General features: G+C 40.3%; 17 protein-coding genes. 10 read left to right on the top strand and 7 right to left on the bottom strand.

Annotation, left to right across the window (positions count from 1 at the left end):
- Positions 1-753: 753 nt before the first annotated feature.
- On the top strand, positions 754-1,677 hold the full coding sequence (glsB, locus tag R0J88_RS03920) for a glutaminase B (RefSeq protein WP_276756486.1): 924 nt from the start codon (positions 754-756) through the stop codon (positions 1,675-1,677).
- Positions 1,678-1,692: 15 nt separating this feature from the next.
- Here glsB and R0J88_RS03915 read toward each other — a convergent pair whose 3' ends face one another.
- A complete protein-coding gene (locus R0J88_RS03915) occupies positions 1,693-2,997 on the bottom strand; it encodes an inosine/guanosine kinase (RefSeq protein WP_010556927.1) in 1,305 nt (434 codons plus the stop codon).
- A gap of 178 nt (positions 2,998-3,175) precedes the next feature.
- On the opposite strand from R0J88_RS03915, the gene tadA reads away from it, so the two are divergent.
- Positions 3,176-3,673, top strand: a complete 498-nt coding sequence (gene tadA, locus R0J88_RS03910; protein WP_039037684.1) for a tRNA adenosine(34) deaminase TadA — start codon at positions 3,176-3,178, stop codon at positions 3,671-3,673.
- A gap of 8 nt (positions 3,674-3,681) precedes the next feature.
- Here tadA and R0J88_RS03905 read toward each other — a convergent pair whose 3' ends face one another.
- Both R0J88_RS03905 and mltF read right to left on the bottom strand, forming a co-directional pair.
- Positions 3,682-3,849 (bottom strand): hypothetical protein, encoded by a 168-nt coding sequence (locus tag R0J88_RS03905; RefSeq protein ID WP_006791597.1) that lies wholly within the window; start codon positions 3,847-3,849, stop codon positions 3,682-3,684.
- Between the two features lie 179 nt (positions 3,850-4,028).
- Positions 4,029-5,444 (bottom strand): membrane-bound lytic murein transglycosylase MltF, encoded by a 1,416-nt coding sequence (gene mltF / locus R0J88_RS03900; protein ID WP_410899139.1) that lies wholly within the window; start codon positions 5,442-5,444, stop codon positions 4,029-4,031.
- 211 nt (positions 5,445-5,655) lie between these two features.
- Between mltF and purL the strand changes: the two genes are divergently transcribed.
- The 4 genes from purL (at position 5,656) to R0J88_RS03880 (ending at position 12,676) form a co-directional block, all read left to right on the top strand.
- The gene (purL, locus tag R0J88_RS03895; RefSeq protein WP_410899138.1) at positions 5,656-9,546 is read left to right on the top strand and encodes a phosphoribosylformylglycinamidine synthase; all 3,891 of its coding nucleotides are present in this window, start codon (positions 5,656-5,658) and stop codon (positions 9,544-9,546) included.
- Positions 9,547-9,679: 133 nt separating this feature from the next.
- Positions 9,680-12,136 (top strand): YdbH domain-containing protein, encoded by a 2,457-nt coding sequence (locus R0J88_RS03890; RefSeq protein WP_410899137.1) that lies wholly within the window; start codon positions 9,680-9,682, stop codon positions 12,134-12,136.
- Positions 12,137-12,138: 2 nt separating this feature from the next.
- Positions 12,139-12,336 carry a YnbE family lipoprotein gene (locus R0J88_RS03885; RefSeq protein WP_010556932.1) on the top strand — a complete coding sequence of 66 codons (198 nt, stop codon included), beginning with the start codon at positions 12,139-12,141 and terminating at the stop codon, positions 12,334-12,336.
- A gap of 10 nt (positions 12,337-12,346) precedes the next feature.
- Positions 12,347-12,676, top strand: a complete 330-nt coding sequence (locus R0J88_RS03880; RefSeq protein ID WP_006791592.1) for a YdbL family protein — start codon at positions 12,347-12,349, stop codon at positions 12,674-12,676.
- Positions 12,677-12,706: 30 nt separating this feature from the next.
- On the opposite strand, the gene R0J88_RS03875 is transcribed toward R0J88_RS03880, so the two are convergent.
- Both R0J88_RS03875 and waaA read right to left on the bottom strand, forming a co-directional pair.
- Positions 12,707-13,255 (bottom strand): DUF1415 domain-containing protein, encoded by a 549-nt coding sequence (locus tag R0J88_RS03875; RefSeq protein WP_039037688.1) that lies wholly within the window; start codon positions 13,253-13,255, stop codon positions 12,707-12,709.
- Positions 13,252-14,535: a lipid IV(A) 3-deoxy-D-manno-octulosonic acid transferase gene (gene waaA, locus R0J88_RS03870; protein WP_410899136.1), complete on the bottom strand. Its 1,284-nt coding sequence runs from the start codon at positions 14,533-14,535 to the stop codon at positions 13,252-13,254. The genes R0J88_RS03875 and waaA overlap by 4 nt, the downstream gene beginning before the upstream one ends.
- Before the next feature lie 182 nt (positions 14,536-14,717).
- Between waaA and R0J88_RS03865 the strand changes: the two genes are divergently transcribed.
- Together R0J88_RS03865 and hldE are read left to right on the top strand one after the other, a co-directional pair.
- The gene (locus R0J88_RS03865) at positions 14,718-15,308 is read left to right on the top strand and encodes an SIS domain-containing protein (protein WP_410899135.1); all 591 of its coding nucleotides are present in this window, start codon (positions 14,718-14,720) and stop codon (positions 15,306-15,308) included.
- Complete coding sequence (gene hldE, locus R0J88_RS03860) at positions 15,308-16,747, top strand: bifunctional D-glycero-beta-D-manno-heptose-7-phosphate kinase/D-glycero-beta-D-manno-heptose 1-phosphate adenylyltransferase HldE (RefSeq protein ID WP_410899134.1); 1,440 nt, start codon at positions 15,308-15,310, stop codon at positions 16,745-16,747. Before R0J88_RS03865 ends, hldE begins: the two co-directional genes overlap by 1 nt.
- A gap of 83 nt (positions 16,748-16,830) precedes the next feature.
- On the opposite strand, the gene R0J88_RS03855 is transcribed toward hldE, so the two are convergent.
- Positions 16,831-18,375 (bottom strand): capsule assembly Wzi family protein, encoded by a 1,545-nt coding sequence (locus R0J88_RS03855; RefSeq protein ID WP_410899133.1) that lies wholly within the window; start codon positions 18,373-18,375, stop codon positions 16,831-16,833.
- A 169-nt stretch (positions 18,376-18,544) separates the two neighbouring features.
- Here R0J88_RS03855 and R0J88_RS03850 point away from each other — a divergent pair, with 169 nt between their 5' ends.
- Both R0J88_RS03850 and R0J88_RS03845 read left to right on the top strand, forming a co-directional pair.
- Positions 18,545-19,618 (top strand): glycosyltransferase family 1 protein, encoded by a 1,074-nt coding sequence (locus R0J88_RS03850; protein ID WP_410899132.1) that lies wholly within the window; start codon positions 18,545-18,547, stop codon positions 19,616-19,618.
- Positions 19,615-20,700 (top strand): glycosyltransferase, encoded by a 1,086-nt coding sequence (locus R0J88_RS03845; RefSeq protein ID WP_410899131.1) that lies wholly within the window; start codon positions 19,615-19,617, stop codon positions 20,698-20,700. Before R0J88_RS03850 ends, R0J88_RS03845 begins: the two co-directional genes overlap by 4 nt.
- Here R0J88_RS03845 and R0J88_RS03840 read toward each other — a convergent pair.
- The gene (locus R0J88_RS03840) at positions 20,689-21,411 is read right to left on the bottom strand and encodes a 3-deoxy-D-manno-octulosonic acid kinase (RefSeq protein WP_410899130.1); all 723 of its coding nucleotides are present in this window, start codon (positions 21,409-21,411) and stop codon (positions 20,689-20,691) included. The genes R0J88_RS03845 and R0J88_RS03840 overlap by 12 nt on opposite strands.
- Positions 21,412-21,463: the final 52 nt, after the last annotated feature.

The raw sequence follows: 21,463 nt of genomic DNA, 5'->3' as shown, positions 1-21,463 counted from the left end.
TGCCGAACTCAGTAGTGAAACGAAACAGCGCCGATGATAGTGTAGCATTTGCTATGTGAAAGTAGGACATTACCAGGATTTAATTAAGAGAAACCCGTTACAGCAATGTAACGGGTTTTTTGTTGTCTGGGGTTTAGTAAATTGGCGTTAAGCATACTGAGCTCAGTAACAATACCAATTCTAAAGTGAGCTTATATAAGACCGACCAACACAATGAAAGTATGCTATCAACGATGTGACTTTTTATCCCTCGGATATTCAAGAGAGTGGTGTAACGACTTTAATTAAGCGAAGCCTGTTGCAGTAAAGTGACGCTTTTTGTATTTTGAAATGAAGTAAATCAATTAAGTTACAATTACAAGGCGAGCTTTACTAATTCGTATAATTAAAGAATCTAGTTTAAGTAAGGTAAATAATATAAACAACAAGGTTATATTATTTATCTCTGTCTAATAACTGATACCTTTAACCCTATTAGCGTCAGCTTTTCTACCTGGGATTGATTAAATATTACTGCTAAAGAGTTTAAGGTTTGGTGAGTAATAGCCTTATGTTTAGGTGATATAAATAGGTTATTAAATTTGCTAATTAGTGGTGTTTATCATTAATTGTTTTTCTTGTCGTTTATCCTCACATTAGATTGTTTATTGTGAACATAATTCACAATACAATTAATTTCATCTAACTAAACTAGCTCGTTTAATCTGAGGCATGGTAATATTTTCATTTAGCTAAATCTATTTGAGGTGTTAATTGCCTACTACAGATTACCAACGTGTATTAAATGAAATTACTCAAGAAGTCGCCCCTTTACTGTCTAAAGGGAAAGTAGCCGATTATATCCCTGCACTTGCTGAGGTTGACCCTGAGCAGTTTTCTATTGCCATATACACTACTGAAGGTGAAATCATTTGCGCAGGTGATTGTTCTCAGCGATTTACCATTCAATCAGTATCTAAAGTGATGACATTAACTATGGCGTTACAGCGTTATGGTGACGAACTTTGGAGCAGGGTAGGTAAGGAGCCCTCTGGTACAGCGTTTAACTCGCTTACGCAACTTGAATTTGAAAAAGGTGTGCCGCGTAACCCATTCATAAATGCGGGTGCTATTGTTACTTGTGATGCGCTTTATAGCCGATTGTCTGCACCTATGCACTCGATGCTCGAAACATTCAGATTACTATCAGGTAATCGCGGCATTGTGATTGATAAAAAAGTGGCTAATTCTGAGTATGAATTTAGACACCGCAATGCTGCTATGGCGCATTTAATGAAATCGTTTGGTAATTTTGAGAATGACGTTGATGATGTGCTTTGGTCGTATTTCAACTTTTGCTCTATTGAGCTTAATTGTGTTGAACTCGCTAAGGCATATAGCTTTTTGGCAAATAAAGGAGTTGATCAGCCATCTGGTGAGCAGGTTTTAAGTAGTCGTCAAAATAAACAGCTTAATTCACTATTATTTACCAGTGGTTTATATGATGCTGCGGGTGATTTTGGGTATAGGGTCGGTATGCCAGGTAAATCAGGGGTGTCAGGAACTATTCTTGCGGTATTACCTAACAAGTTTACAGTAGCCGTTTATTCCCCAGGGCTTAATTCGTTTGGTAACTCAGTAGCAGGAATAGCAGCATTAGAGCTGCTATCTAAAAAGCTTGATATTTCTATCTTTTAGAGAGATATAGGGAGCTTATTGCTCCCAATAAACCTGTTCTAAACAATCTTCACGCTCAGGTAAACCACGGGATAAGCGGGGAGAGTGCTGAACAAGTACTTCATAACTTGCTCTGTTTGCATATTTACTAATTTGTGCAAGAGATGAGTATGTAATAGCTTGTTGATCGTGCTTTGCTGAGTTAGCGACATTAAGCTTATGATAAACATTTGCTGATAAGTCATGTAATACAGCAGCGAGTGCACAATCGCCAGCGCCATTTGTATTTTTGATTGAGTCAGGTCCGCCCATAAAAGGAGCCGTATGGCTGTATGCTCTTATAGGGTTTTCGCAATCTGCTTTACGCATAGCGCGTGAAAATTCATAGCGATTAAAGTCTGCAATAGCACCAGGTAGTAATGGGTATTCGGTTTCACGTTTAAAGCTGTCGTCAACATGGCCTGCCATGAATAGCCCTTTTTCACCTGCAGTGCATATAACAAGATCTACCCAATCTAGTGCTTTGTCTGCTGCTAAAAGCGGGTCTTCAAACCCTGTAATAGCAAAGCCTTCTTCTTCGTTCATAGCAAGAATATCTACATGCTTTTCAACAAAGTTTGCCCACCAAGCAGGATCTTGCTCAATTAAAAATTTAGTGCCGAGTGTAAGAACAACAGGTACGCCAGCATCGTTAGCATATTTTACGGCTTGCATCGTTGCATCTGTCATGGTTTCGTCATCTTGTGTTCGCATAAGGTATGCACTAATGACTAAAGCCGATGAGTTTTCTATCAACGATTTATCTATTGATTCTGGGCGTAGGTAATTCATTAAACCCGCACTGATTGCAAAGGTGCGTTCGCCCGTTTCATCAATGAGTGTGAAACAACGGCCTATTGGCCCATCAACAGGTTGTAAATAATCTAAGTCTACACGGCTTGAGGTATTACATAAAAAGCGATATGCGTAACTGCCAATTTTAATGTTTTCGCTCATTACGCCTAATAAAACAGAGCGATCATCTGCAAGTACAGAATAGTTGTGCATTGTGTTACCAATGGTTCCACCTGCAAATTCATAATCAACCATGTCGTTTAATTTTAAGCGGTCGTACAGAGCATTTGTTATGTCACTGTCTATAACTTGTGACATCCCTCTGCGTAGTTGAAACTCATCAAGGAAAGCTTGATCAACTTTTGCTTCTATATCAACAACGATTTGATCGATACCCGTAATATAGCTACGTTGTAATCTATCTGTTGCGTTAAGTTGATTAGTTAGTGGATCTTTGGCTTCCACTGGAAAATAATGTTTATGCCTGCGGCGTCCAGGAAATTTCATTCGCTACCCGTGTTGTGAGCTAAATAAAAAAAGCGAGAGATTATAACGTAAATCAGCGGCAGTGAGCCATTATTAACAGCTAAATAGTGTTTTATTTTTGCAATAAAGTAATCATTGCCGCGCTTTAGGATGTTAACTAGGTATAATTAAAGCATAAAACGTAATTTAAGAAGAAATAATGAACAAGCCATTTGACGACGCTTATTGGATGGAACAAGCGCTTTTGTATGCAAAACAAGCCGAGCAGCTTAATGAGATCCCAGTAGGTGCTGTTTTAGTAAAAGATAATCAACTTATAGCATCTGGATACAATCGTTCTATAACTGATAATGACCCTTCAGCTCATGCCGAAATGATTGCAGTACGAGAAGCTGGCAAAGCACTCAATAATTATCGCTTAATTGACTGCACGTTATATGTAACACTTGAGCCATGCTCTATGTGTGCAGGATTATTAGTGCATAGCAGAATAAAGCGTTTAGTATTTGGAGCTCCAGATGCAAAAACTGGTTCAGCTGGCTCTATTATGAATTTACTGCAGGAGCCAAGGCTTAACCATCAAGTTGAAGTTATTGGAGGGGTATTAGCCGATAAATGTGGTAACACTATATCTGAATTTTTTAAGCGAAGAAGGGCGCAAATTAAAGCAGCCAAGAAGGCTGCTCGTGGGGCTTAGAAATATTATTAATTGCCCGCTGGTATAGTGTCTTGTGCTTCCATTTGTTGCATAGCAAACATACGGCGACGCCAAATTATTTTTTTGTGTAAACCACGTAACATGATACGACGACGTGTTGCCGTTGAATAAATAACGTTTCTTTTTAATTTTTGTGTGCGTCTACGTTTTAGCATGTGTTCTCCTAATGCGTGAGAGTGAGAAAGGCACAAGATATATCTTTGAAAAAATTGAAATATATAATTACCACACATTAGTGATCATTTAATGACAAGTAAACAGATATTTTAGTTACCCACTACTTTGAAGCCGTAAACCTTCATAATTAATAAATATCGCATCAATCCATAATCCGCTATGGCGATTCATCTTGTTTTATATTGCTGGTGTCATCACGTTCTGTAGTGATATTTTCTTCGGTCATCGCATTATTTTCATCAAGCCATACCAGCGCGTCGTAGTATCTGCGAATATTATCAACATATTTTACAGCCACATCGCCACGGGCATAGCCATAACGTGTATTACGGTAATATCGTTTTTTGATTAATAGCGGTAAGCGTTTTTTTATATCGGCCCATTTATCCGGGCTTGCCCCTTGTTGTTGGGTGATAATCCTCGCGTCGTTCACATGACCCCAACCAACATTATAAGCAGCTAAAGCAAGCCACGTCCTGTCTGGTTGAGGAATTCTATCAGGAATACGGGTTATTAATTTGCTTAGATACTGAGCTCCACCACGAATGTTTTGTTCAGGCTCGAGACGATTTGTTACACCAACTTGTTTAGCTGTACTACGTGTAAGCATCATAATGCCGCGAACACCCGTTGGTGATTTAGCGCGAGGGTTCCACATCGACTCTTGGTAACTTAATGCAGCTAATAAACGCCAATCAAGATCTCCTGCGTATTGTTCAAACCATGGCTGATATGTAGGTAAGGTTTCTTTTATTGCTTCTATGTAAGCTAATGTATTTACATAGTTAAACTGGCGTACATGACCAAAATATTTTTCTTCGAGTACATAAAGTTGGTTGTTTTGTTTTACTTCACCAAAAAATGGCACGAGCAGCGCATATAAAGAATAATCTTTTGACTTGCGAAGTATCCACGCAATTGGGTCATTATGACTTACTGAGAAGCCAATACTTAAATTAGGGTGATACCGGCGAAATAACGAAAGAGTGTGGGAATCAGCAAGGGTGTAGTCTATTTCACCATCTATAACCGCTTGTAAAAGTTCTTCTTCGTCAAATTCTTCACTTTCTATCCAGCTGAGTGATGGGTTGTTTTTTTGAGCTTTTTGCAGGGTAAGTGAGTGGCTACTTTTTGCTATAACCGTAAAGTTTCCATCTAGATCGTCAAACTTACGAGGACGAACGCGGCCTTGTTTATATACTAATTTTTGACTGATTGTTCTGTAAGTTGGGCCATACCTATATTGCTCCGCACGCGTTTTGTTGTAAGTAAGTCCTGAGGCAATTAAGTCTAAGTCACCACTTTCAAGGCGATCAAACATATCAGATAAATTAAAAAAGGGGACTATTTCAAGTTCAACACCTAAGTAATCAGCAAAAGCCTGAGAAAGCTCATATTCAAAGCCTTGCTCGCCCTGAACTGCTTGATAATAATTGCTCGCACTTGCTAACGTGCCAACACGTATTTTGTTTTGCTCTTTGATGTGGGCAAGTTGAGTTGGCTGTTCTTGCACATTACATGCACATAACAGCATAACTAAAGTGATGATTATTATTAGCTTTTCTTTGAACATTGAGTGCCCCTTTAACACGCTAACACCCGTTATAACAAAACTTAGCCATTTCGTCACTTTCCCTTTTATTTTATTAGCTAAAACGGATTATAAATAAAGCTAAAAAGTTAATTTTATGAAAAGCTAAATTTGGAGTTAAATATGATGGCTAATTGGACTATAATGCGTGCCTAAAATATCGTTCAATCCCTAACCCCGGATGAAATTATCTATGTTGATCCTTCGTGGTGCACCAGCACTGTCAGAGTTCAGAGTTAATAAAATTTTAGCGCGTTGCAAACAATCGCAACTTCCAGTCACCAACGTATATGCCGAGTATGCTCATTTTGCCGATTTAACATCGCCTTTGAGTATTGATGAGCAGACCAAGCTTGAAAAGCTATTAACTTACGGTCCTACTATTGCCGAGCATACCCCAGCTGGCACACTTATTTTAGTTACACCTCGCCCAGGTACCATTTCGCCTTGGGCATCTAAAGCAACCGATATAGCGCATAACTGTGGCCTTAAACAGGTTCACCGTGTTGAGCGTGGTATTGCTTATTACGTAGAAGGTGAACTAAGTGCAGAGCAGCTTGCTCAAGTAACGGCGTTATTACACGACCGTATGACCGAAGCTACACACACTGAGCTTGAAGCGGCAGCGCAGTTATTCCGCAATGATTCTCCGCGTGAAATGTCATCAGTTGATATTTTAGGTGGCGGACGCGAAGCATTAGCTGCCGCAAATGTTGAGCAAGGTTTTGCTCTTGCCGATGACGAAATTGACTACCTAGTAGAAAACTTTATAAAGTTAGGACGTAATCCTAACGACATAGAATTGTTTATGTTTGCCCAAGCAAACTCAGAGCATTGTCGTCATAAAATATTTAATGCTGATTGGACAATTGACGGCATTGAACAGCCAAAATCGCTGTTTAAAATGATCAAAAATACTTTTGAGCACAACCCTGAAAATGTATTGTCGGCGTATAAAGATAACGCGGCAGTAATGAAGGGCTCAAAAGCGGGTCGCTTCTTCCCGAATGCGCAAGGTGAATATGCGTATCATCAAGAAGACATTGAAATATTAATGAAAGTAGAAACGCATAACCATCCAACGGCTATAGCGCCTTTTTCGGGTGCAGCTACCGGCTCAGGTGGTGAAATTCGTGACGAAGGTGCAACAGGTCGTGGTTCTAAGCCAAAAGCCGGTTTAGTTGGCTTTACGGTTTCTAACTTACGTATTCCGGGTTACGAGCAACCGTGGGAAAGCGATTTTGGTAAGCCAGGTCGTATAGTCAACGCGCTTGATATTATGATGGATGGCCCACTGGGTGGTGCTGCATTTAATAATGAGTTTGGTCGTCCTAACTTATTGGGTTACTTCCGCACGTATGAAGAAAAAGTAACAAGCCACAATGGTGAAGAGGTACGTGGTTACCACAAACCAATTATGCTTGCCGGTGGTTTAGGTAATATTCGTGCTGATCATGTTCAAAAAGGCGAGATTCCAGTAGGCGCAAAACTAATTGCGCTAGGCGGCCCTGCTATGAACATTGGTTTAGGCGGTGGTGCTGCATCAAGTATGGCGTCGGGCCAATCAAACGAAGACTTAGACTTTGCTTCTGTTCAACGTGAAAACCCAGAAATGGAACGTCGTTGCCAAGAAGTAATCGATAAGTGTTGGCAGTTAGGCGATGAAAACCCAATTGCATTTATACATGATGTTGGCGCCGGTGGTTTATCAAATGCGTTTCCTGAACTGGTAAACGATGGTGGCCGTGGTGGTAAATTCCAACTACGTGATATCCCTAACGATGAGCCTGGCATGGCACCACATGAAATTTGGTGTAACGAATCGCAAGAGCGTTATGTGCTGGCTGTAGCGGTTGAAGACTTTGATCGTTTTGAATCCATTTGTAAGCGCGAACGCGCACAGTACGCAGTAATTGGTGAAGCCACAGAAGAGCGTCATTTAACCGTAGCAGACAGCCACTTTGATAACAGCCCTGTTGATTTACCGCTTGATGTTTTATTAGGTAAAGCGCCTAAAATGCACCGCGATGTAACATCTCAGCAAGTAACAGGTACTGCAATTGATGCAAGCGCTATTGACGTAGCTGATGCCGCGCAGCGTTTGTTACGCTTACCTACAATTGCAGAAAAAACATTCTTAATTACTATTGGTGACCGCTCGGTTACCGGTTTAGTAGCACGTGATCAAATGGTTGGCCCTTGGCAAGTACCTGTGGCTAACTGTGCGGTTACTGCGGCAACGTACGACACTTACCACGGTGAAGCTATGTCCCTGGGTGAGCGCACGCCGGCAGCACTATTAAATTATGGAGCTTCGGCGCGTTTAGCGGTGGCAGAGTCACTCACTAATATTGCTTGTGCAAATATTGGCAGCCTAGAGAATATTAAGCTATCTGCTAACTGGATGGCTGCAGCAGGTCACCCAGGTGAAGATGCCGGCCTTTACGAAGCCGTAAAAGCGGTTGGCGAAGAGCTTTGCCCTGCACTTGGTTTAACTATACCTGTAGGTAAAGATTCTATGTCGATGAAAACGACATGGAAAAACGAAGACGATAGTGCTGAGCAATCAGTAACGTCGCCGTTATCGCTTATTATTACAGCCTTTGGCCGTGTTGACGATGTACGTAAAACAGTAACGCCACAGTTACGCACTGATAAAGGCGATACATCACTTATTTTAGTTGATTTAGGTGCTGGCAAAAACCGCATGGGTGCATCAAGCCTTGCACAGGTTTATAAACAGCTTGGTGATGTTACACCAGATGTAGACAGCCCTGAGCTACTTAAAGGCTTTTATAATGCCATGCAAGCACTTGTCGCTGGTAGTAAGTTACTTGCTTATCATGACCGCTCAGACGGTGGTTTATTTACTACTGTAACTGAAATGGCATTTGCTGGGCACACTGGTGTGACCGTTGATTTAGCGTGTTTAACAGGCTCAGACTTAGAAGCACTTTATAACGAAGAGCTTGGCGCGGTAATTCAAGTTGCTAACAGCGATTTAGATGCCGTAAATGCTGTATTTGAACAACATGGTGTAGCTGCAATTAGCCACGTGATTGGCTCGCTCAATAGCGACGACAACATTGTATTTAACCGTGGTGAGCAAACTGTACTTAATTATACTCGTACTGAATTACGTACTATTTGGGCCGAAACAACGTACCAAATGCAAGCACGTCGTGATAACCCTGATTGTGCTAAGCAGGAGTTTGATGCCAAGTTTGATGCAAAAGATCCAGGCTTAAACGTAAAACTTAACTTTGACTTAAACGAAGATATAGCCGCACCTTACATTGCAACGGGCGCTAAGCCGCAAATGGCTATTTTACGTGAGCAAGGGGTTAACTCACATTTAGAAATGGCTGCTGCGTTTAACCGTGCTGGTTTTGCCGCTGTTGATGTACACATGAGCGATATCCTCGAAGGGCGTTTAACTCTTGAGCAGTTTAAAGGCTTAGTGGCGTGTGGTGGTTTCTCTTACGGTGACGTATTAGGCGCCGGTGAAGGCTGGGCTAAGTCTATATTGTTTAACGATATGGCACGCGATCAGTTCCAAAATTTCTTCCACCGTGAAGACACCTTTAGTTTAGGTGTGTGTAATGGTTGCCAAATGTTATCAACGCTTAAAGAGTTAATTCCGGGTACTGAGCATTGGCCTCGTTTTGTAACAAATAAGTCAGAGCGTTTTGAAGCACGCTTTAGCTTAGTAGAAATACAAGAGAATCCGTCTGTGTTCTTTAATGGAATGGCGGGGTCGCGTATGCCAATTGCTGTATCTCATGGTGAAGGCCATGCAGAATTTGCAAATGATGCTGCCACTCAAGCTGCGCTTGAAAGCGGCACTGTTGCAGTTAAATTTGTAGATAACTACGGTAACCCGACAACACAATACCCGGCTAACCCGAATGGTTCACCAGAAGGTATTACCGGTATTACTTCTACTGATGGCCGTGCAACAGTAATGATGCCGCACCCAGAGCGTGTATTCCGCGCTGTTGCTAACTCGTGGCACCCTGATGAGTGGGCCGAGGATAGCCCATGGATGCGCATGTTCCGTAATGCACGTAAAAATGTAGGTTAAAAACAACATATACAAGTTAGATTCATAATCTAGCTGTAAAATAAAAAAGGCTGCACTGTGCAGCCTTTTTTGATTGCGTAGATTTAAAATTACGATAGTTTGTAAGGTATGAATAAAAGCTTATAAGGATAGTATGTTAAAGCGCGTTGGTTTAATTATGGGTGCTGTATTGCTAGGTATAGTTTTGCTTGGCTATGTATTTCGTTTGCCACTATTACAACGGGCTGTAGCCCCCCAGCTTGAAAAAGCAGGTGTTACTTTAAGTTGCTTAGATTTTTCGCTTACGAGCAAGTTAAATGTGTATATACAAAAAGCCTGTTTAAGTTACAAAAATCAAGAGCTTGTTGTTGAAGGCGTTACCGCAAATACTCGCCATGTTGAAATTAAACATGCAGCGCTTAATGTAAATCCACTTCCTCAAAGTAATAAAGTAAGCAGCCCTGCAACAATTTTAGATTTAGCCCTGCCCGAAAAAAGACCAACAATTACAGTTGAACAACTAAGTATAAACAGTGAGTTTTTAAATCAGCCTTTAATTATAAGCATTAACGAGCCTAAGCTTAACCAGTTTGTCGTAAATGGTGATTTAAGTGCCAGTGCTACGCTTTACAATAATAAGGTACAAGGGCAGCTTAAAGTTAGTGATGAATTGCTTAAACAGTTACTTAAAACAGATAACGAGCTATTAAGTGGACTTAGCTTTAATACAACGCAGGCATTTAGCTTTAACGGAGTAGAGGCAAGCCTTGCTGGTAATTTACAAATCCTGTATGATTACAAAATACAAAGCTGTGATATAACAAACAGCTCCAAAGGTGTGCTAAGTGCTACATATAACTTAAATAGCCAAAAGCTTGATATAGACCCAAGCCAGCTTAAAAACAATGTAACGATTAGTAATAACTGCCAATCTCTTATTCCTGAAAGTGGCTACAAGTCATTTGCCATAAAGCAGCTTCCACTTAATTGGCAATGGGCTTTAGCTAAACCAATTAATTTTGCACATAACAACCTAACCTTACCGTTAATAACGCTCAAAAGTGCAGTGCAAGCCAAGCAAAATATAGATATAACGGTTACAGATACGTTTATAAATACTGCTGCACCGTTACAAAGCGCACGCATACAGCTAAAGGCACAGCTACATACGGATGAAATAGACGCTATAACGCTAAGTGCGCAGCTTAAAAACTCTCAATTAAGTGGTAATTACGATATTGCGCTTACCTCTTTGCCTGAATTTTTACCGGCTGAGGCTAATAATATTAAAGCCAAAGGGGATTTTACAGTTATTCAATTTATTGACTTTAAGCCCGTTGGAAACGCACGTATTGAGTTTAGCTTTGATAGCGCAGCTGCTTATGGCAGCGCTTTTAACGGCTACACAGGTAACCTTGAAGCAAGCATGAATGAAAAGCTCGATGCAAAAGTAACGCTTAAAAGTAAGCTTAAAAGCGTGCAATACAACGAGTATAAACTCACCGGTATTAATAACACCCTCAGTGCAAGGGCAAACTTAGGTGTGGGAGAGTTATTTGCTCACTTAAATGCAAACACCCAAATAAATACACTGACAAGCCCAAATGTCGATTTAAATACAATAAACGTAACGTCAACCGGGCTGCAAAGTCGCGCGCTTAAAGCGTCTCATCACGTGTTTGTAAATGGTGTTGAGCTGGTGGCCAATCACCATGTTTCAAAGGTAGCGCATCCGTTTGAAGTGATTATACCGCAGCAAAGTGTGCTTTCGTTAAATTCACTCGTTAGCCAATTTGAACCGTTAGCTCAACTCACTCAGGGCGAGTTTGGTGGGCGTATTAGTGGTGATGTGAATTTACAAAAAGCCAATTTTAATTTAACTATTGATGATACCAGCGCGCTTTATAACGATTACTTAGTTAACCAGTTTAGTACGCAACTTAGTGGGCAATATGATTCAGGGCAGCTTAATGTTGAGCCAACTACCTTTAACCTCAATGAATTAAGAGCTGGCGCAGTAGTTAATAATATCAACGGTAAAATAAAAGTGGTTAATAACAGCGCGCAAGCATTTGATATAAGCGGTAATGTGTTTGATGGAGTTTTTGAATTAGATAAATACACGCTTTTAAAATCGCAGCAAACAGCCAATGTTACTTTTAAAGATATTGATGCGAGTAAACTCATTACCCTTGATGATAAGTCGGGAATTACCTTAACGGGCCGATTAAAAGGGTGGCTGCCACTTCATTTTAGTGACAGTGGCGTAGAGGTTACAAACGGCAACTTATTAAACCAAGGTGAAGGTAAGCTTATTATTAGCAATAACACAGCGTTTGACTCTGTTATGCAACAGCAGCAAGAATTACAGCCTGTACTGAGCTTACTTAAAAACCTTGATATACAAAAACTTAATAGTACAGTAGCACTTAACAGTGATGGTTGGTTAAATTTAGGTGTTAATTTACAAGGCTTTAATGAGCCACAACAGCAGCAAGTTAATTTTAATTATAATCACGAAGAAAACGTGTTTACGCTACTAAGAGCGCTAAGATTAAGTGACGAAATAACACAAAAAGTTGAGCAGCAATATTCTCAAAAAGGAAACTAATGATGAAAAATTCGTTAAGCATTAAGGCAATCATAGCCCTTGCTGCTATCAGCGCATTGAGCGCATGTACACACAGGGTAGAAGTAGCAGCTAAAGAGCCAATAACTATCAACCTCAATGTAAAGGTTGATCACGAAATTCGTGTAAAGGTAGATAAAGAACTCGATACCCTGTTCAGTGACGACAGCGAATTATTTTAGGAGCTAAATGATGACTATAAAAAATAAATTAAGTATTGCCACTTTAATTGGTGCAGTGTGTATGTCGTTTTCGGCGTGGGCGATTAGTTTAGATGATGCTAAAAGCCAAGGATTAGTGGGTGAGAACAGTTCGGGTTATTTAGGCTTAGTAGTACAAAATAGCGAAGCTAAAGCCGTTGTTGAAGAAATTAACGCAAAGCGTAAAGCTCAGTATTTAAAACTAGCTAAAAAGAACAATTTATCGCTCGCCCAAGTAGAAGCACTCGCAGCGGCTAAAACAATCGAAAAAACCCAAAGTGGTCATTATGTTGAAGTAAATGGCAGCTGGGTTAAAAAGTAACATTGAATTTAATACTTAAAAGCCGAGCCGTTATGCGCTCGGTTTTTTTATGCCTTCTAAAAGTTGCTGCCAAAAGTCGAATCCTTTGCGCCTTGCAAGTTTTATATTGTGCTCTGGTATAGATTCAGGCTCGTTATAGTTATCAAGCGCTTCGCTCATACTTAATTCGCGTATTAAATGCAATGTAGGGTAGGGAGCTCGGTTTGTGTAATTTGCGGCATCATCTTCGTCGCTGTCGGCAAACACGTAATCGGGATGAAAATTAGCAATTTGATATTTACCTTCAAAGCCTTGTGCAACCAGTAGCGCATTGGCTAAATCAACTAAATCTAAAAAGTCTTCAAAATCGCTAAAGCCGTTATCAAACAGTATTAATGTGGTTTCGCGCTCTGGATTTTGATTAAGCTGTGTGCATTGCTCAAGCATATCCATTACCGCATCATCAATTTTTACTGCTGGACTAAGTACATAATGAATGCAGTTGTTCTCCACTTCTTTGCGGGCAAATGGGCAAAAGTTATATTTTACAATAACAGACGATACCCACTCACGGGTTTGAGTAATAGCTAAATTGGTCATGCTTGTGGCTCTAAATACTGATTAATTATGGTTAATGTTTTTTTAATGGCGCCTTGGTTTTTTAATACGCACTGCTGCGCTTTATTCCCTAAAGTTTGGCAAGCTTTAGTGTTTTGGCTTAAGTTAATTAATTGTGTAGCAAGCTCATCAGTGTTTTCAATAGCCACAGCGCCTTTTAATTTTATAAGCTCAGGGTAGATATGATCGAAATTATACGTATGTGGGCCAGTTATAACACCGACCGAAAAAGCAGCCGCTTCAAGTGGGTTATGCCCGCCGCGGCGAATTAAACTGCCGCCTACATAACTTACATTACCAGCCCCATATAAACATTGCAGCTCGCCAAGAGTATCAGCTAATAGTACTTGCTCGTTTTGATAGTTATTGTTGCTGCGACGACTAAAGCTAAGCGTGCTTTGAGCTAACGTATCGGCTACTTTATCAAACTGCTCAGGGTGTCTAGGGGCAATAACTAAAAGCGAATTAGGGTGTTTTTTTAATAGTTGCTGGTGGGCATTTAATATCATTTCGTGTTCAAGTGGGTGAGTAGAACCTGCCACCCATACAAAACGCTCTTGGGTTTTATATTCGGCTTTAAGATTTGCTACTTTAGTTAGTTGCTCATTGCTTGGGCTTATATCAAACTTAATTGAGCCTGTAACATGGCTTTTTGAGGAGGTTAAACCGAGCTCAATAAACCGCTCGGCATCTTTTTTATTGTGACTTGCAAGTACCGTGATTGAGCGCATAATTATTTGCGTTAGCTTGGCAACCTTTTGATACCCCTGTTGCGATTTTTCGCTCAAGCGAGCATTAAGTACCAGTACCGGAATATTCTTTTTATGGCTTATTGCCATTAAGTTTGGCCAAAGCTCGGTTTCTAATATGCATAGTGCTTGTGGGTTTATACGTTTTAAAAATCGGTCGGTCGAAAACGGGAAGTCCATAGGTAAATAACTACACGCCACGGTATTTTTAAACTGATTAATTATTTGCTCGCGACCTGTAGGGGTATTGCAGGTAATAAGTATATTAAGCTGTGGGTGTTGTTTTTGCAGCGCTTTAATAAGTGGTGCAGCTGCAAGTACTTCACCTACAGAGGCGCAGTGCACAACTAACGGTTTGCCTTTGCTTGTAAATAAGCTTTTGCTCACAAAGCCAAAACGCTCTTTAAAGTGTGCGCGGTAGCCTTTGTTTTTTTTACCTCTTAATACATATAAGTAAAATACAATCAGCGGGCTAATTAAAATTAAAGCGAATGAGTAAAAAATGCGTGCCATACTGAACTTTTATTGAGGTAAGTGCCCTTAGTTTAACGCGAAAGTGATAATTTCTGAACATGTGAAGCACTAAATTATGTTCCAGTTCAGCTATATTCCTATAAAATACACACAACTAAATAAAACTGTGGAATAATGGATTTAATTTTTTCCTGCCATTTCAGTTCCTAGAGGAATTTTTCATGTCAATTATCGATTCTGTGGCAACAAGCTACGTTGAAAGTTTAAACCGTCATCAAGCCTTATTTGAAACGATGGAGGCTTATCATCAAGAGTCTATGCAGTTATTAGAAGTATGCCATAGTGCATTACAAGCTGGTGGTAAGGTTATTTGGTTTGGTAACGGCGGAAGTGCAGCGGATGCTCAGCATTTGGCGGCCGAATTTGTAGTACGTTATAAATTAGAGCGTGGACCGCTTGCGTCTATGGCACTCACAACCGATACGTCAATTCTGACTGCGCACAGTAACGACTTCCATTTTGATACCGTGTTTGAACGCCAAGTTCAGGCGCTTTGTAAACCAGAAGATTTAGTGATTGGTTTAACAACCTCAGGTACCAGTGCAAATATTAATTTAGCACTTGAAGCGGCTAATAAAATTGGCGCATTTACAGTTGCATTAACAGGCCGTGATGGCGGAAAAGTAAAAGACATTGCTAAGCTGCCAATTATTATCAAAAACGATGAAACAGCACGAATTCAAGAAGCGCACATGTTTATTGGCCACTGGTTATGTGAAGCCATAGATATGGTTGTTGCGGAGCAGCAGTAATGGATTTATCGCTATTAAAAAACTTATCTAAAGCGCGTATTTTAGTGGTGGGCGATGTAATGCTTGATCGCTACTGGTACGGTGACACTGGGCGTATCTCGCCAGAAGCGCCAGTACCTGTTGTTAAGGTAAGCAAGTTTGAAGACAAAGCCGGTGGCGCCGCCAATGTTGCTAAAAACATTGCTAGGCTTGATGCCAAAGTAGGGCTACTTGGCTTAATTGGGGAAGATGAAAGCGGACAAATTTTAGAAACAATTTTAAAAGGTGAAAAAATAAGTTCACAACTTGTGAGTGTATGTGATTTACCAACTATTTCTAAAATGCGCGTTATTAGCCGCCATCAACAACTTGTACGCCTTGATTTAGAAGAAACCTTTAGCGAGCAGCATAGCCAACTGTTATTAAATCGCTTAGAGCTTGTGCTAGATGAATACGACTTTGTGGTATTTTCTGATTACAGCAAAGGCTCGCTGAGCTTGATTAAAGAAATGGTTAGCGTTGCTAAAGCGGCGGGTAAAACTGTACTTATAGATCCTAAATCGCCAGACTTACATTTGTACGAGGGCGCAGATTACATTACGCCTAACTTGCATGAATTTAATTTAGCAGGCGGTAAAACGGGCTCTGAGGACATTTTAGCGCAAAGTGCTCGTGAGCTTATTAGTAAAAATGGTATTAAAGCTATGCTACTGACGCGATCAGAGCAAGGTATGTCATTAATTAGTGCCGATGAAAAACATGACTTTGCAGCGCAGCAATTAGAAGTGAGCGATGTAACTGGCGCAGGCGATACCGTAATTGCAACGCTAGCTGTAATGCTTGGTGCAGGAATGGCCCCTAAAGATGCGGTAGAAATTGCAAATTTAGCCGCAGGCATTGTAGTAAGTAAACTGGGGGCAGCTACAGTGTCACCAGAAGAGTTAAGCCAAAAATTAGGCCAATACTTACATACCAATGGAGAACACTACCAAACTCCGTTTGATGATGTACTGCAGCATATTGAGTTTGCAAAGCAAAACGGCGAAACCATTGTATTTACCAATGGTTGTTTTGATATTTTACACGCAGGTCACGTGCGCTATTTGGCACAAGCTAAAGCGCGCGGAGATAGACTCGTTGTTGGGCTAAATAATGATGATTCAATCACTCGCTTAAAAGGCCCCGAGCGCCCGATAAACCCGCTTGATGAGCGCGCAATGGTATTAAGTGCACTTGCCTCTGTTGATTGGGTGATTCCCTTTGGCAGAGCTGAGGAAAACGACACACCCGCTAAATTAATCGAGCAAATTAGCCCTGATATTTTAGTAAAAGGTGGCGATTATACTGTAGAGCAAATAGCAGGGGCCGATCATGTCCTGCGCCATGGCGGAAAAGTAGAAGTGCTGACATTTTTAGATGGCTGTTCAACGTCAAAAGTGATTAGCAAAATAAAGCAATAAGTATATTTTGCGAATAAAAAAGGGATAAAAGTGTTGCTTTCATCCCTATTTAAAGCCTGAATAAAGTGTATTTAAAATACTGGCTAAAAGTTATATTCGTATTTAGCAAAGGCAGATGTGTCATTTTCTGCATCGTCATTTTTAGATGCAAAAGCACCTAATGTTAAACGTCCACCCATTGCAAGTTGCCTGTAACGCAGTTCAACCTGTTTTGAGTTATAGCTCGTTTTAGTAATTGTATTGCCTAGGTCAGGGTTATTAGGATACCAATCACTATTATCGCTGTTGTAATCAACGCTACGTAGTTTTACTTGCCAGTCATCACCGTTTGAAAGTTGCCCTAATAAGGTTAATACAACCGATTGTGCGTCATTATCAAACGTTGAGCCTATGGTGCGGCCATGGTAGCGGTAACCTGATTTATAATCTGAATGCTCGTAATAACAATTCTCTTCAACTGATTCACCACACGAAACACCCGTATCTATGTATTCTACATTCACTAATACATTTTGATCATAAATACGCTGGGTCGTTTGGGCACCAAATAAGTAAGCTCGGTCAGCAGGTTTAAATTGTGAGCTGGCATCCTCACCTATGGTGCTTGCATAAATGGCGTATGGGTGGCTAAACAATGTGTCAGACCAGCGAATATCGAGCCCTGCAAGTTGATTTCCAATTTTAGACTCTAGCTGACTGTCGCAATTTTCATTACCATTGATACAAGTGGTTTGCCCTGTAATGACATCAATAAAATCACCAGCAGAACTTGGCTGACCTTCACCTGCCCACTGCGCCGACCAACTTACTGCAATTTCTAATTGTTGCAGTGGACGTATATTTAAGCGGCTACTCCACAGTAATGCATCAGGAATCACTCTGGTTGATTCAAGCTTTGCCATTTGTGCTGTAAAACTCCATTGGCCTATCCAGCTTAACCAAGGTGTTTCAAAGGCGGTGCTTTGTTCACGCGTAATACTTAAAGCGGGAAGCGGCTTTGCATTGCCAGACATTATAAGGCTATTGTCGATACCAGGACCCCAAAACTGCTCAACAGCACCGCCTCTAAATATCCAATTACCTAGTCTATAGGCTACGTAACTATCATCAAGTGAGGTATCGTCACAATCAGTTAATGCTTGCTCATCTTTTACAATGTCATCGCTAGTTTTTCCGCTAATGAGGCATTTTTTACCGTCTTTTCTGGAGCTTAGTGCAACTTTGGCGGCAAAATTATCACCTAGGTAGGCATACGCTGCCGAAAGCGCTGATTTTTGAGTGTTGGTCGCGCCAAAGCTCGTTGTATGTATTGGATCTGTGGCTGCATAAGCTGATAATTGCACACTATGTGAACTTGCGTTTTCAGATTTATAACGATGCTTTACACGCAGTAATGCGTCTTGCAAGCTTGGAGATAATTGCTCGATGGGCATACTGTTAACATCATTAATAAAGCTCTTCCACATTAATGGGTATGTTGTTACCGGCGCTAAAATAATACCGGCGTCGGCTAGCTGTTGTATGTCAGCTTTTAGTCCGTAGTCATCTGGTTTAACCCATGGTTCAGCATTAACAGATAAACTGATAGCACTAAATAATGTTGAAAGAATAAAAATTCTGTGTCGCAAAGTTCAGGTCCTTGTGATTAAAATTGCTGGCAAGTTTACCAATCTAAGTATGTTATTGCAGTAAATATTCAAATTTATAGGGTCAATTAAATGTATAAAAATGTAACCTATCTATCGTAACAAAGGCCTGATTGATATACTAAAGATCAAATAGGAAATTGAGAATGCAATGAGCAACAAACGACTTTTATTTATTCCAGTATCGTCACCAGAAGGAATTGGTGAATATATGCGCTCGTTGTTGTTGGCTAATGGGTTGCTCGCTGAGTTTGCTGGGATGCTTGATATTCATTTTATTTTAAACAAGCACACAACTTACGCCGATGTTTGCCCCTTTGACACCACTTTACTTGAGAGCTCAGCAACCAAAGAAGTTGCATTAGTGTGTGACTTTATCACTGCATATAACCCCGACGTTGTTGTTTTTGATTGTGCTGGGCGCGCAGCACATATGAAAGCGGCAAAAGAGGTGGGTGCTAAAGTTGTTTTTATTTCTCAACATGAAAAAAAGCGCGCAAAAGGGTTAAAGCTCAATCGTGCAAATTTAATTGATGTACATTGGGTTGTACAGCCAGACTATTGTATTGCGCCTTTAAGTTGGGTGGAAACTACAAAGCTAGACATGTTTCCCCTTGCTCATCCACGCAATGTTGGGCCTTTTGTTGCACACGCTTCAGAGGAGCAAAAAAAGCAAGTGTTGAACAAGTACGGGCTTGAAGAGAATAATTACTTACTAGTAAATGCAGGTTCTGGTGGGCATACATTTAATAATTTAAATTGTGCAGATACCTATTTCGATACCGCGCTCAAAGCGGGTAAAAAAACGGGTTTAAAAACAGTGGTCGTGTTTGGTTCTAATTATACAAAAATATTACCAAAAACAAGCGAGATTATTTGTTTAACAAGTTTAGAGGGAACTGATTTTTTAGCTTTATTGAGTCAAGCAAAGTTAGCTTTATTGAGTGCTGGTGATACTTTGTTGCAGGCTATTGCATTGCAAACTCCTGTGATAGCTTGTGCTATTTCAAAAGACCAACATACCCGCCTAGAAAATTGTGTTAATGCCGGCGTAGCCATCAAAGCAAGCCTTAATCCTGATGATATAGTGTCTAAAATTGAATACGTAATAGATGATAGGCACTATAAGCCTCTCTTGGCTAAATATCGTAAATTAGAGAGCCCTCAGAGCTATAGCGTAATTACAAGTGCGGTAAAAAATATGCTTGCAGGAAGCCGTGCATGAACATTGTGATTGTTATTGACTCCCTTGTTGGCGGTGGTGCAGAAAAAGTTATGCTTACTTTAGCTGAGCAACTTGTTGAACTTGAGCATCACGTTACTTTATTGTCAATTGCAAGCACTATTGAGTATGACATCCCTGAATGCATTAATGTCGATAGTTTATTTCCTGATAGAGCTTCAAAAGTCGATCGCTTTTGGAAAATAAATAAAAGCGTTGCGAAGTTAGAAGCCTGGTTTAACAACAAGCAAAGAGATATAGGTACTATAGATTTAGTACTTTCAAACCTTGATAGAAGCAATAATTTACTCGCTAAAAGCACGGTTAAAAATGTACATTTTGTTGTGCATAACTCAGTAAATTCAGAGCTTGCTAGGCAAAAAAAGTTAGGTCCGTTCTCTTATCGCTATCTTAAAAAATCAAAGCAAAACTTAAATGGTAAGTCACTTGTTTGTGTATCTAAAGGTGTAGAGCAAGAAATCACTCAAGGCGATTTAATTACGCCAAGTGCAATAACCACTATTTATAACCCCTTTAATTTAGCCGAAATAAAACGCCAATCTGATGACGTTAATATAGCTATTCCGCAGTCGCCTTATTTGATTCATGTAGGACGCTTAGCGAAACAAAAACGTCACGATATTTTATTTTCGGCATTCGCCAAGCTTGATAAAAAATACAAATTAGTGCTTTTATGTAACAAGCCAGCCAAGGCACTTAAGCTTGCAAAAGAGTATGGCATCGCAGAGCAACTAATTGTCCCTGGGTTTGAACAAAACCCGTATAATTGGATTAAGCAGGCTGAAGCATTGGTGTTGAGCTCTGACTTTGAAGGGTTGCCAACAGTATTAATTGAGGCGTTAGCTGTTGGCACGCCGGTAGTAAGTACTAATTGTACGTTTGGGCCTAGCGAAATATTAACAAGCGAGCTGGCTAATTACTTAGTACCTATAGGAAATAGCGAAGAGCTATCGGCTAAAATAAAACACGTTTTAGCAAATAAGCCGAGTGTGGAAAGCGCCGATATTTTGCAAAAAGTGGATGCTAAGCTAGTAGCTCAGCGGTATTTGGCTCTACGCAGATAGTTTTTGGCTATAAAGGGCATTTAACGTTGCCCAATCATTGCTTTGCCAATTAAAGACGCTATTACGGCCTTGCTCTTTTGAGAATGAACGCTTTAAGCGCGCCATATTATTTTGTTGCCATTGCGGGTTAGGTACTTTTAACTCCCCGCGATCAAAGTCGATAATATATACGTCGCCGTCTTCATTAAATAAAATATTATTTATATTTAAATCGGCGTGATACACCCCTTTGTTATGAAATAGCGCAATAGTGTTAGCTATGCTTTCAAGCTCACTACTATTTAAAGGGCGCTCAATTAGAACGTCGAGCAGGCTTTTAGCGCCGCTAACCGCTTGTGTAATTATATCGCCGCGGTAAATCAAACCACTTTGAGATACTTTAGCTGCGATGGGCTTTGGCACATTTAGGCCAAGCTCAATAAGCTTTACCATTAAGCTAAATTCTTTATACACACGGGTGCTTTCAAGGCCAGGATAAAGGTATTGATCGCTCAATACCTTACCAACCAAACCGCCACGCCAATAATGCCTAAGTACAGCAGTTAAATCATCATGTTTAAAAAACCATGCTGTAGCGCGGCCTTTTTTAGCGCCTACTATTTTATTTTGTTTTTGCCAATAAGTTGCATCAAACCAGCTTATATCAACAATGTTAAAATAATCTGGATGGCTTAAAATAGTGTGCTTGCCTTGCGTTAGTGTTTTAAACATAGCTCGTTAAAATAATTCAATAATAGGTATATATTAACGTGTTTTATGGCGC

The sequence above is a fragment of the Pseudoalteromonas sp. SIMBA_162 genome, from assembly GCF_046535955.1.
Lineage (GTDB): Bacteria > Pseudomonadota > Gammaproteobacteria > Enterobacterales > Alteromonadaceae > Pseudoalteromonas > Pseudoalteromonas marina.
Note: the sequence above shows the minus strand (reverse complement) of the source record. Positions and strands in the feature narration are given on the sequence as shown.